The sequence below is a fragment of the Bacillus sp. KICET-3 genome (assembly GCF_033261025.1).
GTDB lineage: Bacteria > Bacillota > Bacilli > Bacillales > Bacillaceae > Bacillus > Bacillus sonorensis.
On sequence record NZ_CP137345.1, the window covers coordinates 4,156,131 to 4,172,750 of the forward strand.

General features: G+C 46.6%; 16 protein-coding genes. 2 read left to right on the top strand and 14 right to left on the bottom strand.

From position 1 onward, the window contains the following. Positions 1-2 precede the first annotated feature (2 nt). On the bottom strand, positions 3-794 hold the full coding sequence (gene fdhD, locus R5H20_RS21250) for a formate dehydrogenase accessory sulfurtransferase FdhD (protein ID WP_006639397.1): 792 nt from the start codon (positions 792-794) through the stop codon (positions 3-5). A 201-nt stretch (positions 795-995) separates the two neighbouring features. Here fdhD and R5H20_RS21255 point away from each other — a divergent pair, with 201 nt between their 5' ends. Then, positions 996-2,258, top strand: a complete 1,263-nt coding sequence (locus R5H20_RS21255; RefSeq protein WP_006639398.1) for an L-lactate MFS transporter — start codon at positions 996-998, stop codon at positions 2,256-2,258. A 44-nt stretch (positions 2,259-2,302) separates the two neighbouring features. Beyond that, complete coding sequence (locus R5H20_RS21260) at positions 2,303-4,654, top strand: FdhF/YdeP family oxidoreductase (RefSeq protein ID WP_006639399.1); 2,352 nt, start codon at positions 2,303-2,305, stop codon at positions 4,652-4,654. Between the two features lie 56 nt (positions 4,655-4,710). Here R5H20_RS21260 and R5H20_RS21265 read toward each other — a convergent pair whose 3' ends face one another. From R5H20_RS21265 to atpE, 13 genes are all read right to left on the bottom strand, one after another. Beyond that, positions 4,711-5,388 carry a VWA domain-containing protein gene (locus R5H20_RS21265; protein ID WP_006639400.1) on the bottom strand — a complete coding sequence of 226 codons (678 nt, stop codon included), beginning with the start codon at positions 5,386-5,388 and terminating at the stop codon, positions 4,711-4,713. A 354-nt stretch (positions 5,389-5,742) separates the two neighbouring features. Then, positions 5,743-6,435: a VWA domain-containing protein gene (locus R5H20_RS21270; protein ID WP_006639401.1), complete on the bottom strand. Its 693-nt coding sequence runs from the start codon at positions 6,433-6,435 to the stop codon at positions 5,743-5,745. 290 nt (positions 6,436-6,725) lie between these two features. After that, positions 6,726-7,742 (bottom strand): stage II sporulation protein D, encoded by a 1,017-nt coding sequence (gene spoIID, locus R5H20_RS21275; RefSeq protein WP_029419635.1) that lies wholly within the window; start codon positions 7,740-7,742, stop codon positions 6,726-6,728. A 207-nt stretch (positions 7,743-7,949) separates the two neighbouring features. Further along, on the bottom strand, positions 7,950-9,257 hold the full coding sequence (gene murA, locus R5H20_RS21280) for a UDP-N-acetylglucosamine 1-carboxyvinyltransferase (protein WP_006639403.1): 1,308 nt from the start codon (positions 9,255-9,257) through the stop codon (positions 7,950-7,952). A gap of 32 nt (positions 9,258-9,289) precedes the next feature. Continuing rightward, complete coding sequence (locus R5H20_RS21285; RefSeq protein ID WP_006639404.1) at positions 9,290-10,030, bottom strand: YwmB family TATA-box binding protein; 741 nt, start codon at positions 10,028-10,030, stop codon at positions 9,290-9,292. Between the two features lie 146 nt (positions 10,031-10,176). After that, positions 10,177-10,410, bottom strand: coding sequence for a DUF1146 family protein (locus R5H20_RS21290; RefSeq protein ID WP_006639405.1), 234 nt, complete (start codon positions 10,408-10,410; stop codon positions 10,177-10,179). A 398-nt stretch (positions 10,411-10,808) separates the two neighbouring features. Beyond that, positions 10,809-11,204 (bottom strand): F0F1 ATP synthase subunit epsilon, encoded by a 396-nt coding sequence (locus R5H20_RS21295; protein ID WP_006639406.1) that lies wholly within the window; start codon positions 11,202-11,204, stop codon positions 10,809-10,811. A gap of 23 nt (positions 11,205-11,227) precedes the next feature. Beyond that, complete coding sequence (atpD, locus tag R5H20_RS21300; RefSeq protein WP_006639407.1) at positions 11,228-12,649, bottom strand: F0F1 ATP synthase subunit beta; 1,422 nt, start codon at positions 12,647-12,649, stop codon at positions 11,228-11,230. A gap of 25 nt (positions 12,650-12,674) precedes the next feature. Continuing rightward, positions 12,675-13,529: an ATP synthase F1 subunit gamma gene (gene atpG, locus R5H20_RS21305; protein ID WP_006639408.1), complete on the bottom strand. Its 855-nt coding sequence runs from the start codon at positions 13,527-13,529 to the stop codon at positions 12,675-12,677. An 88-nt stretch (positions 13,530-13,617) separates the two neighbouring features. Further along, the gene (atpA, locus tag R5H20_RS21310; protein WP_006639409.1) at positions 13,618-15,126 is read right to left on the bottom strand and encodes a F0F1 ATP synthase subunit alpha; all 1,509 of its coding nucleotides are present in this window, start codon (positions 15,124-15,126) and stop codon (positions 13,618-13,620) included. A gap of 7 nt (positions 15,127-15,133) precedes the next feature. After that, a complete protein-coding gene (locus R5H20_RS21315) occupies positions 15,134-15,688 on the bottom strand; it encodes a F0F1 ATP synthase subunit delta (protein WP_006639410.1) in 555 nt (184 codons plus the stop codon). Continuing rightward, entirely contained in the window at positions 15,685-16,182 is a 498-nt protein-coding gene (atpF, locus tag R5H20_RS21320; protein ID WP_176463737.1) for a F0F1 ATP synthase subunit B, read from the bottom strand. The genes R5H20_RS21315 and atpF overlap by 4 nt, the downstream gene beginning before the upstream one ends. 184 nt (positions 16,183-16,366) lie before the next feature. Further along, a complete protein-coding gene (gene atpE / locus R5H20_RS21325; RefSeq protein ID WP_006639412.1) occupies positions 16,367-16,579 on the bottom strand; it encodes a F0F1 ATP synthase subunit C in 213 nt (70 codons plus the stop codon). Between the last annotated feature and the right edge of the window lie 41 nt (positions 16,580-16,620).

Below are 16,620 nucleotides of genomic sequence, written 5' to 3' on the forward strand. Positions count from 1 at the left end.
CCTTAAGATAGCTGTATTCGCTCGTGGTGGGTGTATACGTTGAATGACCGGTTTCTTGCAAACCCGATCGTCATGATATTCAGTTCCTCCGCCATTTGAATGGCGAGCTCGGTCGGAGCCGATTTGGAAATGACCGCGGATACGCCGATTTTCGCAGCCTTCAGCAGGACTTCAGAAGAAATTCTGCCGCTGAATACGATCAATTTGTCATGAACCGGAATCTGATGTAATAAACAATATCCGTACAATTTATCCAGCGCGTTGTGCCTCCCGATATCAGACCGCGTCACCAGCACTTTTTCGGCGCTGCATAGAGCGGCATTGTGGACGCCGCCCGTATGCTGAAAAAGCTTGCTGTTTTTCTGCATATCCTGCATGAGCGCCAAACAGTTCTCCGGCTTAATCTTCACGGTATGAAGCGCCGTTTTTGCCGTTTTGACATCCTGCCGGAAATAAAAATGCCGGCCTTTGCCGCAGCAGGAACCGATGACGCGTTTCGTGTAATCTTGAAGCCGCAGCTTGTTTGGGCTGACAAGATCAATATATGCGAAACCAAGACTTTCATCTATTGTAAACCTTTTAATCTCTTTTTTAAATCGGATAACCCCTTCAGAAGCAAGAAATCCAATCACAAGTTCTTCCAGGCTGTCCGGCGAACAAACAAGTGTGACAAATTCCTCGCCATTTACCATCACAGTCAGGGGGTATTCTGTCGCCATTTGATCCACTTGCTGTGTCAGCTCTCCATTATCATAACGGAAAATATTGCGGCTTGTTGTGATGTTTTTGTTCATTGGTACCCCGCCCCTTTCTCCTATTACTATACTCGTATATCATCATATTTCACAACCTGCAGACGGCTAAATTTGGGAATTCAATCTTGTTGATAGCCGGAAAATATGATACTATTTTTGAAAGCGCTATCATTATTATCCGCACCAATTCCCTCCGTCCCCCTCTTGCAGCGGTCTTTCACTTCCTTAGGAGGATGAAACATGAAAAAAGCGAAAAACAGATGGCTTATTGCTTTATGTGCCGTCGGCATTCATTTGTCAATCGGTTCGGTATACGCATGGAGCGTCTTTACAAATCCGCTTGCCGACAAATTCGGCTGGAGCCTGAGCCAAATCAGCCTGACGTTCAGCATCGCGATTTTATGTCTTGGATTGTCAGCCGCTTTTTTGGGGCATTTCGTAGAAAAACATGGACCGAGAAAAGCCGGAATGCTTGCCGCTTGTTTTTTTGGAGTCGGTGTGACGTTTTCGGGAGCTGCGGTCCAGCTCGGCTCGCTTCCATTGCTTTATTTGTTTTACGGTGTTTTTGGCGGCATCGGTCTTGGTGTCGGCTATATCACGCCTGTTTCCTCGCTCGTCAAATGGTTTCCCGACCGCCGCGGCCTGGCCACGGGGCTTGCCATTATGGGATTTGGTTTTGCAGCCTTGATCAGCGGTCCGGTTATGCAGTTGCTCATCAACGCCGCCGGCATCGCCAATACCTTCTTTATCCTCGGCATCTGCTATTTTTTGATCATGATGTGCTCTTCCCTTTATTTGTCTCCGCCCGAAAAAGGCTGGCAGCCAAAAAGACTTTCTCCTGAAAAAACCCGAAGAATGCAGAACTCTGATTTATCCCAGCTGACGGCAAATGAGGCGGTGAAAACAAAACGATTTTACTACCTGTGGCTGATGCTCTTTATCAATGTCACATGCGGAATCGCGATCATCTCGATTGCTTCCCCGCTTGCGCAGGAAAGCGCAGGGATGTCAGCCGCCGGCGCAGCCGTTCTTGTCGGCGTTTTAGGCGCATTTAACGGCTTCGGACGCATCGGCTGGGCTTCGGTATCAGATTATATCGGGCGCCCGAATACGTATACCATCTTTTTTGCCGTACAGCTCATCGCTTTTCCGCTTTTGCCGTTTATGAGAGATCACATTATGTTTTCTATTTTTATGGCGCTGATCTATACATGTTATGGAGGAGGATTTGCCACAATCCCGGCCTATATCGGCGATTTGTTCGGAACAAGGGAGCTCGGTGCGATCCACGGCTACATATTAACCGCCTGGGCAGCGGCCGGACTCGCCGGACCGATGTTTTCTTCATGGATTCGTGATGTGACAGGAGGCTACGGTCAGAGTCTGACGGTTTTCGCCGGACTGTTCGGAATCGGCCTGCTCCTATCGGGTTTCAAGAGGGCCGATATGAAGCAATTGAGAAAAAAAGCGGACATTCTCTTGTCCCATTCAATAAAAGGATGAAAACCGGAAGGCAATATTTTTTCTGCTGAAAAGGAGTGGAGAAAATGGGAAAAACAAAGCATGGAGGACCGATTAAATTAGACAAAAAACCGGCGCCGAAGCTCTGGGCCTCCCTGGCGCCGATGGGCCTCGGCAAGGTAAAACCAAAGCATATCAGAGATACGCTGAAGGCCGCCTGGGATAATAAAGACAGCCTTCCGTACGCCTACAGAATTTTAACCCAAGGCGTTTGCGACGGCTGTGCCCTCGGCGTCTCAGGCTTGCGCGATCAGACGCTGACAGGCCCTCATTTATGCACGACCCGGCTGAATGTTCTGCGATTAAACACAATGCCGGCGATTGAAGATCAATGGCTGTTTGCCGACATTCAAAAACTAAGGCGCCTTGACAGCAGCGAACTTCGAACATTGGGCCGCATCCCTTATCCATTATCACGAAGAAAAGGAGAAGCCTCATTTACGAGAATATCGTGGGATGAAGCGCTTAATCGGATTGCGAAAAAAATCAAATCGATCGATAAAAGACAGCTCGCCTTTTATTTGACCGCCCGCGGTATTACGAATGAAGTGTATTATACTGCCGCTAAGGCGGCCCGGTTTCTCGGCACAAACAACATCGACAATGCATCCCGGATCTGCCATTCGCCAAGCAAAACAGCTTTAAAAAGGTCTCTTGGAATCGGCGCTTCCAGCTGCAGTTACCAAGATTGGATCGGCACGGACGTCCTCGTGTTCTGGGGGTCTGTCGCCGCCAATAATCAGCCTGTATCCACCAAATATATGTATGCCGCAAAAAAAGCGGGAACAAAAATCATCATGATCAATCCTTATCGAGAGCCCGCCATGGAAAACTACTGGATTCCCTCAATACCAGATAGCGCCCTATTCGGCACAAAGATCGTTGATGATGTGTATCAGGTCAATATCGGCGGGGACATCGCATTTATGAACGGGGTGATAAAGCACTGGTTTGACATGGAGGAGCAGACGCCCGGTTCGGCGCTGGACCGATCCTTTATTGAAGCAAACACAAACGGCTTCACTGAGCTGAAGCGGCATATTTCAAAACAGACATGGGAGGCGCTTGAGGCGTCCTCCGGTTTATCAAAAGAGAGCATGAAAGAATTCGCTTTATTGCTGGCAAACGCGAAAACCGGCGTTTTTGTCTGGAGCATGGGGCTTACACAGCACCGTTTTGCGACCGACAATATTTCACAGGTTGCCAATCTCGCCCTCCTTCAGGGCTTTATCGGAAGAAAACATTGCGGTGTCATGCCGATCAGGGGCCACAGTGGCGTTCAGGGCTCAGGAGAAATGGGAGCGGACCCCTTCGCATTGCCCGGCGGTGATTTTGATGAGGAACATGCGGCGCGGATCGAGAAGATTTGGGGCTTTGAGATTCCGAGATGGCAGGGGGATACAATCGGCCAGACCATTGAAAACATGCTCCTTCCCGATGGCCATCCGAAAAAAGTCAAAGCATTTTACACAAGCGGCGGCAACTTTCTCGAAACGATGCCGAATCCTGCTTTTATCGAGAAGGCGCTGTCCGAAGTCGAACTCAGGGTTCACCAGGATATTATGTTCAACACATCAACACTTCTCGATGCAAAAGAAGAAGTCATTGTCCTGCCGGCGATGACGAGGTATGAACAGCCCGGCGGCGGCACTTCGACGAGCACAGAGCGGATGGTCTACTTCAGTCCTGAAATTAAAGGGCCGCGGATCGGAGAAGCCCGCCCGGAGTGGGATATATATGTCGATCTCGCCAAACGCGTCCGGCCGGAAGACAAAGAACGAATCCATTTTTCAAGCGCGGCGGAGATCCGCAAAGAAATCGCCGAAGCCAACCGGAACTATGACGGCATTCAGCATCTAAAAAACCGTGGAGATGTCTTTCAATGGGGAGGGGCCTGGCTTTGCGAAGGCGGCGTTTTTCCGACGGCAGACGGCCGCGGAAACCTGATTCCTGCCGATCTTCCCGAAAACAGACGGACGGAAGGGCGCTTCCTTGTAACGACAAGGCGCGGAAAACAGTTCAACTCCATGATTTACAGCGATAAGGATCCGTTTAATAACGCGGAACGCTATGATATCATGATCAACCGGAAAGATGCTGAAGAGCTTTATATTAAAAATGGAGAAGCGATCGTTTTGTTCAACCGGTTTGGAACGTTTCAGGGGCGCGCCAAATATGCAGATGTGAAACGGGGAAATGCCGCGGTCTATTGGCCTGAGGGAAATGTGCTGATCCCTCAAGGCGTGTATGAAAGCCATGCAAAAATTCCCGAATACAACACAGAGGCCATCATCGAAAAGGCGGAGACGTTTCACTCCAGAAAAGATCAGCGCTACGTTGAAAAACGGATTGAAGAACTCGAGATGACAACGGAGTAAACAATGGACGCATGAAAACGGGACGGCTTCAAATGCCGCCCCTCTTCCGCATGGATTTACTTAGACAGTTTTACGCCTTCTTCTTTCCATACTTCTTTAAATTCTGATGGTGTATCAGCCTCAATCAGTTGGCCGCCTCCGGCTTTCGCCACTTTTTGAAGTTTGGCTTTTTCTTTAGTCGTTTTCACGTCTAAACCAACGATATTGATGATCGTTTTAATGTTGGATTGGCGAAGGTCTTTCGCTGCCTGAACAGGGTCTCCCCCGCACGTTTCCTCACCGTCAGTCACGATATAGACGTAATTTTTGCCGTCCTTATCAGACAGTTGATCTTTCACATCGTAAAGTGATTTGGCAATCGGAGACCAGCCTGTAGGCTTGATTCCGCTCAAAGAAGCTTGAAATGCGCCTGTAGAGAACGGCTGCAGATCATAAACCGTTTCCGTTGTACCGCATGATTCCGCTTTTCCTGATAATTTATTGTTTCCTTTATGTCCGAACACATTCAGCATGACATTTGCATTACTTGAAAGCAGGTCAGCAAAATCGTTAACTGACTCTTTGGCAATGTCGAATTTCTTTTCCCCATCGATTTTTTGCGCCATGCTTCCGCTTGCATCCAGCACAACCGCAACATTGACATCTTCTTTGCCGGCGTCTTCAGCCGCAAAAGCTGCCGGCGCCAAAGACAAAAGCATCGTGAACGTGGACAATAATGCAAAACCCTTTTTCATCCTTCTCACATTCCTTTCCGTGTTTGTTATGATGATCGGATTGTTCGTTATAGAACAAGTCCACAAACATCGTAAAAGAAGGCCTGCCGGAAATAAATAGGCCGTATCTCCTTTTTAAAATCGCCTATTTTTCATGAGCATTGCTCTTCATAAGCGGCATTTTCACTTAAGTCCTATCAAAAAAGTATGCTAAAAGGTCATAATCTTCCCAATAATGGTGAAGGCACGGACAATAACCCCGCCAAAGGATACAGTGCGACTGAATGCTCTGACACAAGAACTTAATATTTGTAAACTGAAACATATCTTCCGGCAAACAAAAAGGCCGGGGACTTTCCTCGGCCTCTTTCATTGTTACTTTGTAAGCTTGGCTGCTTCTTGAGTAAAGATTCGTTTAATGTCTTTTTGGGTTTTAGCTTGGAAGTACTCACCGCCGCCAGCTTTTGCGATGCTTGTCAGCTGACCATGATATCCTTCGCCGAAATCAAAGCCAATGACATTGACGACTGTTTCACGGTCGGATTTGCGCAATTCTGTCGCTACTTTGACAGGATTTCCGCCGCACGTTTCCTCTCCATCTGTAAGCAGATAAACAACATTTTTCCCATTGTTGTCAAGCTGATCAAATGCGTTTTTTGCATCTTGAAGAGCGTTTGCAATCGGTGTCCAGCCTGTCGGTTTGATTCCATTCAATGAATTTCTGAAGCTTTGTTCATCATATGTTTGGAATCCGTAGACGCCTCTAATGGCATTACAAGATTGAATCTTTCCGGAATTTTTATTGTTACCCTCTGAACCGAAAACACGCATGAGTACGTTTGTATTCTCAAGCTCTGAGCCAAAGTTGAAAGCTTCTTTTTTGGCAAGTTCGTATTTTGATACCCCGTCGATTTTTCTGGCCATGCTTCCGCTCGCGTCAAGCATAATCGCAACGTTAGGCGCATCTGCCGGTACAGTTGCCTCCTGCTTTTTTTCCGCCGCAAATGCAGGCGATCCCAAACTTAAAACTAAGGCCGCCAGAATACCCGCTGTGAGTGTCTTCTTCATTCTCCCTGTTCTCCTTTCATTTTTAAGAGTCGTTCGATACATCATTATCGTAGAAGAACACCAGGGAGAAATAAATAGGACATGCCTCCTTTTCACCGTTATTTACTTTCGCATAAATCAAGCGCTTTAATTGGTCATTAACACCCGGTCCGCTGCCGGTGTTCAGTCAATTAACGGTCTTTGGACGCTATAAGGCAAGTCCTCTGACACATTATTTTTGTAATTTTTGTATAATACTTTTGGGTGGATGAGGATCCTGGCAATGACACATTTGACATACCGTATCATGTTTATTTTTTCGCCATATATTTATTTAAAAATTGATCGGCTTTGGAAATGGCCGTTCCTTTGTAATAATATTTGACGATGTCCTCTGCCTTTTTTCCGTCTTGCGCCATATAATGGGCCCCATATTGACTCATTCCCACGCCGTGGCCGTAACCCCTCGTCGTTATGATGATTTGATTGCCTTTGCGCTTCCAATCAAAATCCGCCGATTTCAGCCCGAGTTTTTCGCGAATATCCCTTCCATCAAGCTTCTTTCCGTTGATGACAGCCGCTGCCACGCGCTTTCCGGGTGTTCGCCCGGTTATCTTCCCGATATTGTTTGAGTCATCAAGCGTTACACCGAGCTTTTTCTCAAATTCAGCAACTGTAAATGTTTTGTGATTTAAAAATTTGGGCGACTTTTTGTCCCATGCGCTTTTTACGCTTTTAAGATATGGAATATCACTCGTCCAGTAAGCTCCTGCATTTTCCGTATAGCCGTTGCTCGTAGAAAAGAACGAAGCATCAATCGGCTTATGATCATAGGTTAAAATTTTTCCCTGAGTACCGGCTACAGCCTGTGTCACCTTCTTTATTTTCCAATCATAATCATCCTTCCAAATTCGGCGAAGCTCTGAATTGCTTTTATACACCTGGAACATTTGCGTATCATCGACAAGCGACCCTTTGGGCGACTGTACGGCCTGATCAGATACCATTTGTCTCACGATGTAAGTGCGTGCTGCAAGGGCTTGTGCCTTTAAAGCTTCCATTTCAAAATCAGCCGGCATTTCAGAGGCGACAACCCCGATGACATACTCTTCAAGGGGAATGTCTTCTACTTTTCGGTCAGCCGTTCTGTAGACCGGAATCGAAACGGGAGACTTTTTTAATGTCACCGGCTCTTTTTCCTCCTTTTGTTCAGTGTGTTTGTTTGTTTTTGGCATCCCGGTATCCCCGTGAAAAGGAAGAACAAGCAGTGTTGGTACGAGTAAAATCAGCATGCATATTCCTGCTAGTACAATAAATAGCTGTTTCAAATTAGCGGCCCCCATTTCTGTTTTGTCTCTCTCATTTTATGGGCGGGGACAAGCTAATATGCCTGTACTTTTTGGCTTTCGGCACGTATTGAAATCGTAATGCCGGTGCATAATGATAGATATACGAGACATACTGATATAGAATGCTTGAACAATATTGAAAATAAAAAATCAGTATGCCTGGCCGGCATACTGATTCATGTGGGTTTAAGCATTTAAATCTGTCACAACTTCTTTATTTTCAAGATGAACCTCTTCATCATTTACGCGCTCAATATCGGCGCCAAGACCCGCGAGTTTTTGATGGAAGTTAACATACCCGCGGTCTAAGTGCTTTAATTCTGTAACACGTGTATGGCCGTCAGCAACAAGACCAGCCAGAACAAGAGCAGCACCTGCACGCAGGTCAGTTGCGGCTACTTCTGCGCCTTGAAGCTGTACAGGGCCGTTAATGATGACAGAACGTCCTTCAATTTTAATATCCCCGTTCATCCGGCGGAATTCTTCGGCATGCATAAAGCGGTTTTCGAACACGGTTTCCGTAATCATGCTGGTGCCGTTTGCGCGCATTAAAAGAGCCATCATCTGTGACTGCATATCAGTCGGGAAACCTGGATGAGGCATTGTTTTCAAATCGATCGGCTTTAATTCAGCAGGACCGATAATGCGAAGACCGTCAGCTTCTTCTATAATTTGAACGCCCATTTCTTCCATTTTCGCAATTAAAGATGTTAAATGCTCAGGAACAGCCCCCTGCACAAGAACATTCCCTTGAGTGATCGCTGCGGCCACCATGAAAGTTCCCGCTTCGATCCGGTCAGGGATGATGGTATGCTTAGCGCCATGGAGCGTTTTAACACCTTCAATTTTAATGGTGCCTGTACCGGCGCCTCGGATTTTTCCGCCCATTGCATTAATGTAGTTAGCCAAATCAACGATTTCAGGCTCTTTCGCGACGTTTTCAAGAGTCGTCGTACCCTCGGCTAAAGCGGCAGCCATGATCAGGTTTTCAGTCGCTCCGACACTAGGGAAATCAAGATAAATTTTCGCCCCTTGAAGGCGGCCTTCTACAGTTGCTTCGATAAAGCCGTTTCCGACTTTAATCTTAGCGCCCATTGCTTCAAAGCCTTTTAAATGCTGGTCAATCGGTCTTGATCCGATCGCGCATCCTCCAGGCAATGCCACTCTCGAGTGGCCTGTGCGAGCAAGAAGCGGGCCTATCACCAATACAGATGCACGCATTTTTCGAACATATTCAAACGGAGCCTCAGTTGACAAAGTGCGAGATGCATCAACCGTTACTGTATTATTCTCAAAATGGACATTTGCGCCTAAATGACGTAACACTTCGTTAATCGTATATACATCGGAGAGCGTAGGCACATCACATATTACGCTTTTTTCTTCACTGGCTAATAAAGATGCAGCGATAACAGGTAAAACGGCATTTTTTGCTCCTTCAACTTTGACTGTGCCGTTTAACTTTCGACCGCCGCGGACGATGATTTTTTCCAAGGTATTCCCCTCCGCGTCCCAATTTCTCTATATTAATATTCAGTCGTGACGATTGGTGTTCCAACCGTAACGGTAAGTTTTTCGCCCATTCCCGCGTTTCTAAGCGAGACTTGCAAATTCATTTGATGTTTTTCTGTTTTAATGGATTCTTTCCACTCGTTAGTAAAGGCAGAAACAGAAACGAAATTTGGTTCCATTACATTCTCAACGGACCTAGCGTGAAATTCCTTCACTAGGTCGTTCGCTTTTTTTTGCAAAACAACATCCATCTTACCATTTAGATGGCCCTTTAGACAAGTAAAAACTGCGGTCTTTTCTCGCATTATGTCGAATGCATCCCGTTCAAACTGCTTATATGTATGATTCCAGTTTTCCCGTGGTCCCGCGCCTTTTTGCTCATATAATAAATACGATACTGGTCTCTGTTTTGTGAGGGTAGCTACCAAATGGATTTTTTTGCTGATTTGATTTTTTTGGTCAGCATAGATTCCTGTTGCTTTTACTGTACCATCTTTCCGTGAGAAAGCCCACTCATACTGTCGATATTGGCTCTTTAAATGTTTCATTTTTTCAAAAAATTCACTTTCAGAAAGCGAAAACTGTTTCTTTGTATGCAGCGTCCACTCTTCAAGCTCGACATCATGGCGGGTCAAACCTTCGGCCAGCTGTTGCATCGGTGTGTTGCCTGCAGCATCAAGCGTTTTAAATACATGAATTGCCAAAAATAACATCACAATAAAAATGAGGGCATTAACCGTTTGTTTTTTCTTCATCACGCACCATCCTCTCCTACTTTCCATTTTTGACGGATCGCAGGAAAAGCATACGTGGAAAAACAAGGTCAGTACCGCAAGTTTGCGGAAAGCCTGACCGCGGTTTCATCCCACATTTTTCAATTCCCGAAAAAGGATGAACTTAATCAGGAAAACAAATTTTGAAGCTGTTTGGAGTAATAAAGATAATCCAGGAAAAAGTTGCTGACCGTGGAGCCGATGGCGATCGTGATGAAAATCATCAATAGTCTCGCCTGAAGGATTTTTCCTTTTCTGATAAGCGGGTCAATGTTGACCGCCAGAAGAGCCCACCACGTCAGTGCAATAAAAAAAAGATGAACCAAAATACTGACAGCAGCCTGTTGTCCGATCTCTTCCATTTTCGATGACGCCTCCTTACGTTATATCCGGCCTGACCCTGCCGGCACACCTGGTTTCTCTTCTGATGCAGAATAAGGATAAACGTTGATCTTTTTAAATAATTTTAGCAGTTTCAATGTTTGGTGTTAATACAAATACGCTAAGAACTTTTTTCCATAAACGGGGTGGCACCCTGTTCTTGAAGAGTTGCTGCGGAATGTTTCTGAGATTGTTAAGATAAGGCGAAAAGCAGAATTGCTCTCCAGAAATGGAAGAGAAAATAGCTTACTATTTTGATTATAGATAGATTCAAATAAAAAAGGTGAACAATTTGTGAACTTTTTTTAACATTTCACTTGCTTGTGGAATCGCAAATATAAAAAATCCTTCCCATCGAAAATGGGAAGGATCATTTTCTTTATTTCGCAATTTCCAGTCGGTTAATCGCGCGTTTTAAAGCAAGTTCTGCCCGAACGATGTCAATATCTGGAGATTGTTTTTGCAAACGCTCCTCTGCTCGCCGTTTTGCGGCCAAAGCGCGTTCTTTATCAATTTCTTCAGATGTTTCAGCCGTCTGTGCCAGAATGGTGACATGGTCAGGGCGCACTTCCACTATTCCCCCGCTGACGGCAACCAGCTCAGTTTGACCGTCTTTTTTCAGACGGACTGCAGCAATTTTTAGCGGAGCAACCGTCGGAATATGACCGGGCAAAATCCCCAGCTCACCGCTCTCTGCTCGAACGCTTACCATTTCTATATCCGCATCGTATACTGGGCCGTCGGGAGTAACGATATTGACTTTTAAGGTCTTCATGCTTTTACCCTCCTAGGACCAGTTTAGACTTCTACACCCATTTCTTTCGCTTTTTCGACTACTTCTTCAATGCGGCCGACAAGACGGAAAGCATCCTCAGGCAGGTGGTCATACTTGCCTTCAAGGATTTCTTTAAAGCCTCTTACCGTTTCTTTAACAGGCACGTAAGAACCCTTTTGTCCTGTAAACTGTTCAGCTACGTGGAAGTTCTGCGATAAGAAGAATTGTACGCGGCGCGCACGGCTAACGACAAGCTTATCCTCGTCAGAAAGCTCATCCATTCCGAGCATCGCAATGATATCCTGAAGCTCTTTATAGCGCTGCAGAATCTGCTGAACTTGACGGGCGACATTATAATGTTCCTCTCCGACAATTTCAGGAGCAAGCGCCCGGGAAGTCGAAGCCAGCGGGTCAACCGCAGGATAAATCCCCATTTCCGACAGCTTACGCTCAAGGTTCGTCGTCGCATCCAAGTGAGCAAACGTCGTAGCCGGCGCCGGGTCAGTGTAGTCATCCGCAGGGACGTAGATCGCCTGAATCGACGTAACAGATCCGACATTCGTTGATGTGATCCGTTCCTGAAGCTGACCCATTTCGGTCGCAAGCGTCGGCTGATAACCAACCGCTGAAGGCATGCGGCCAAGGAGGGCTGATACCTCAGATCCGGCTTGTGTGAACCGGAAGATATTATCGATAAAGAACAATACGTCCTGGCCTTCTTTATCACGGAAATGCTCAGCCATAGTGAGTCCTGTCAGTGCAACACGCATCCGCGCGCCAGGCGGCTCGTTCATCTGGCCGAAAACCATTGCCGTTTTACCGATAACACCGGAATCTTTCATTTCATAGTAAAGGTCGTTACCTTCACGCGTACGCTCTCCAACGCCCGCAAAAACGGAAATACCGCCGTGCTCTTGGGCGATGTTGTTGATAAGCTCCTGAATCAAAACGGTTTTACCAACTCCAGCTCCCCCAAACAGACCGATCTTTCCGCCTTTAATATATGGAGCAAGCAAGTCAACGACTTTGATTCCCGTCTCTAAAATTTCGACCTCTGTTGACAGCTGGTCAAACTTTGGAGCCTCTCTGTGGATCGGGTCTTTCGGAGTATCAGCCGCGAGCGGCTCATCCAGATCGATCTTCTCTCCAAGTACGTTGAATACGCGTCCAAGCGTCGCGCTTCCTACAGGAACGGCGATCGGCTCTCCCAGATCGACGGCTTCCATTCCGCGCGTTACGCCGTCCGTAGATGCCATCGCAATCGCACGAACTGTATCATCGCCAAGATGCAGCGCTACTTCAAGCGTCAGTTCAACGTCTACTTCGTTTTCGTTTTGCGCTTTGTGTGAAATTTTAATCGCATTATAAATTTCAGGTAAGTGACCGTCTTCAAAACGAACATCAACGACCGGTCCCAATACCTGGCTAACGCGTCCTTTTTTCATCTCTATCCCTCCTGACAAACTTTTTCTATTCTAAGGCAGCTGCACCGCCGACAATTTCCGTAATTTCCTGCGTGATCGATGCCTGACGGGCACGGTTGTATGACAGTTCAAGGTCGGCGATAATCTCTTTTGCATTGTCTGTCGCATTTCTCATCGCCGTCATTCTCGCAGCATGTTCGCTCGCTTTGCTGTCAAGAAGCGCGCCAAAAATCAAACTTTCCGCATACTGGGGAAGGAGCACTTCCAGAATCTCTTCTTCATCCGGTTCAAACTCAAATGACGTCTTTTTCTTGTTAGGCGCAATATCTGTCAAAGGCAGCAGCTTTTTCTCCGTTACCTCCTGGGAAATCGCGCTGACAAAATGGTTGTAGAACAGATACAGTTCATCAAAGGTTTCGTCAATATACATTTGCACCGTGCTGTTCGCCAAATCTTTGATTTCTGAAAACGTCACTTCGTCCCTGATCCCCGTCATTTCAGAAATGACAGGAATTCCGCGCTTTTTAAAGAAATCGCGCCCCATTCTTCCGACCGCGATGACCGCATACTCATCTTTGGATTGATGGCGTTCCTGAATCCTTTGATACGCCTTGCGGAGCACGTTTGCGTTAAACGCCCCCGCCAAGCCGCGGTCAGCTGTGATGACAAGGTATCCGGTCCGCTTCACTGGGCGGCTTGACATCATCGGGTGTCCGCCTGTGTATCCGATCGCTATATCGGCAACGACTTCCTGCATTTTTTCCATATAAGGAACAAATGATTTCGCTTTGTTTTCAGCCCTGTTCAGCTTTGAAGCAGAAACCATTTCCTGGGCTTTCGTAATTTGACTCATTTTTTTATTTGAAGCAATTCTGGATTTAATATCCCGTAATGAGGCCAAAAGGTTTCACCACCTTTTTGTTTTCAAATTCCTTCGCATTGACGTGAAAAAGAGAGAAAAAGATAGCCTTTTTCTCACTTTTTATTGTTTAGTTGCTTGGCGCGAACGTGCGTTTAAAGCCTTCGATTGCAGCCTTCATGTCCTCGTCTGCAGGAAGGTTTCCTGTCTGCGCGATGGAATCGAGCAGGTCTTTATGATTTTGGTCAAGGTACATAAATAGCTCTTCTTCAAAGCGTCTGATGTCCTCAACAGGAATATCATCAAGGAAGCCTCTTGTCAGGGCATAAAGAATCGCCACCTGTTTTTCAACCCGGAGCGGTTTGTGAAGATCCTGTTTAAGCACTTCAACTGTACGGGCCCCGCGGTTCAGCTTCGCCTGTGTCGCCTGATCCAAATCCGATCCAAACTGTGCGAATGCTTCAAGCTCACGATATGATGCCAAGTCAAGCCGAAGCGTACCGGAAACTTTCTTCATCGCTTTGATCTGCGCAGATCCCCCTACACGGGATACTGAAAGTCCCGGGTTGACTGCCGGGCGTACACCTGAGAAGAACAAATCAGACTGCAGGAAGATTTGTCCATCTGTAATCGAGATTACGTTTGTCGGAATGTACGCGGAAATATCACCGGCTTGCGTTTCAACGAATGGCAGCGCCGTTAAAGAACCTCCGCCTTTCGCATCGCTCAGTTTTGCGGCGCGCTCAAGCAAACGGGAGTGAAGATAGAATACATCTCCAGGGAATGCTTCACGGCCCGGAGGACGGCGAAGAAGCAAGGACAGTTCACGGTATGCGGTAGCCTGTTTTGAAAGGTCATCATACACAACCAAAACGTGCTTGCCGTTATACATGAATTCTTCTCCCATTGTAACCCCTGCGTATGGCGCAAGATACAGTAAAGGAGCAGGCTGTGAAGCCGAAGCCGTCACAACGATCGTGTAATCTAGAGCACCGTATTTACGAAGCGTTTCAACAACGCCGCGGACTGTCGATTCTTTCTGACCGATCGCTACATAGATACAAATCATGTCCTGATCTTTTTGATTCAAAATCGTATCGATTGCAATCGATGTTTTTCCCGTTTGACGGTCTCCGATAATCAGCTCACGCTGACCGCGGCCGATCGGAATGAGGGCATCGATTGGCTTAATTCCTGTTTGAAGCGGCTCATGGACGGATTTACGATCCATAACCCCTGGCGCAGGACTTTCGATCGGACGGGTTTTGCTTGTTAAAATCGGACCGAGTCCGTCTACCGGCTGGCCGAGCGGATTGACAACGCGTCCAAGCAGCTCTTCACCGACCGGAACTTCCATAATCCGGCCCGTTCTTTTCACTTCATCGCCTTCGCGGATTTCTTTGTAAGGTCCTAAAATAACGATACCTACGTTTGATTCTTCAAGGTTTTGGGCAAGGCCCAGAACACCGTTTGAAAATTCGACAAGCTCACCAGCCATACAGTTATCAAGGCCGTGTACGCGCGCGATACCGTCACCAACCTGAATAACCGTACCTACGTCGTGAACTTCTATTTCAGACTGATAGTTTTCAATTTGCTGTTTGATAAGAGTGCTAATTTCTTCAGCTTTGATGCTCACTTAGGTTTCACCCCTTCTTTCGATTTTCACCTGCTAATTGACGCTCTATGCGGGCAAGCTTTCCGCTTACACTGCCGTCATAGATGCGGTTTCCAATGCGGATTTTCACTCCGCCTATCAGACCCGGATCCACTTCGTTTCTCACGCGTAATGAAGCAGCACCGGCTTTTTTTGCAAACACTTTGGAAAAAGAAAAAATCTCTGTTTCACTGAGCGGTTTCACAGAATATACAATCGCATCTTCTGTCTGACGGTGCCTGTTCGCCATTTTGACATATTCGTCAGCAAGCTCTGGCACAATCGATATGCGGCTGCGGTCAATCAAAAGATACAGCGTGTGCAAGACTGCGGTTGAGGCAGATCCGAACGAATCCTTGATGATCTGCTTTTTCTTTTCCGACGGCACTTTTGGATGACTGAGCACGGCATTCAGTTTTTTATGCTCGGCAAACAGCTGTTTGATTACGGTCAGCTCTTCTTCTATTTCGTTGACCAGCTTGGACTCAAGCGCGATTTCGAAAAGAGCGGCTGCATAGCGTTTGGAGACGGCTGATTGACTCATCGGCTTTCTCCTACTTCTTTAAGGTAATCTTGGATTAATTTTTCCTGGGCTTGTTCGTCCAGCTCTTTTTCAATCACTTTCGAAGCAATCATGACAGAAAGTGAAGCCACTTGTTCACGCAATGCGCTGACAGCCTGGTCTCTTTCCTTTATAATTTCGCTTCTCGCAGATTCTTTCATGCGCTCTGCTTCCTGGCGTGCAGCCTTGATGATTTCTTCTTTTTGCTGCTCTCCCAGTTTTTTCGCATTTTCAATGAGCGAGTGGGATTCTTCGCGTGCTTCCTTCAAAAGCACCTGCTGCTCTTCAATCAGCTTTCTCGCTTCTTCATGCTTTTTCTCGGCAGACGTGATTTCGCCTGTGATGTGATCTTCACGTTCTTTCATTATATTTAATAGCGGTCCTAAAGCGTATTTCTTCAAGAGCGCTAATAAAATCAACATGGCAACAAGCTGGAACAACATCGTTCCGGCGTTAAGCCCAACTCCTGCTCCCATAACATGTGGTATAAAAGACATCGAATTCGGCAACTCCCTTCTTGCAGATTATCTCTCGAAACCGTCAGAACATCCCCTCTTCATCAAAGCGGGCTCCTGCGGGTCGGACAGTTCAAGCAACCATAAAGCAATGGCGAAGGCCTCTTGCAGTGATCTTCGCCATTTACTAGTGTTATATAGGGTTTTAGCGGAAGAATGCTAGGAATGCAATAACGACCGCGATAATCGGAAGGGCCTCAACCAATGCAACCCCGATGAACATAAGCGTTCTTAATTCTTTACCAGCTTCAGGCTGGCGGGCGATGCCTTCCACCGTACGGGATACGATCAATCCGTTACCAATACCTGCACCAAGTGCACCTAATCCAATTGCGATTGCAGCTGCTATTAAACTCATGAAAAAGTTCCTCCTTTAAATGTTATCCTTTTCGGATATGT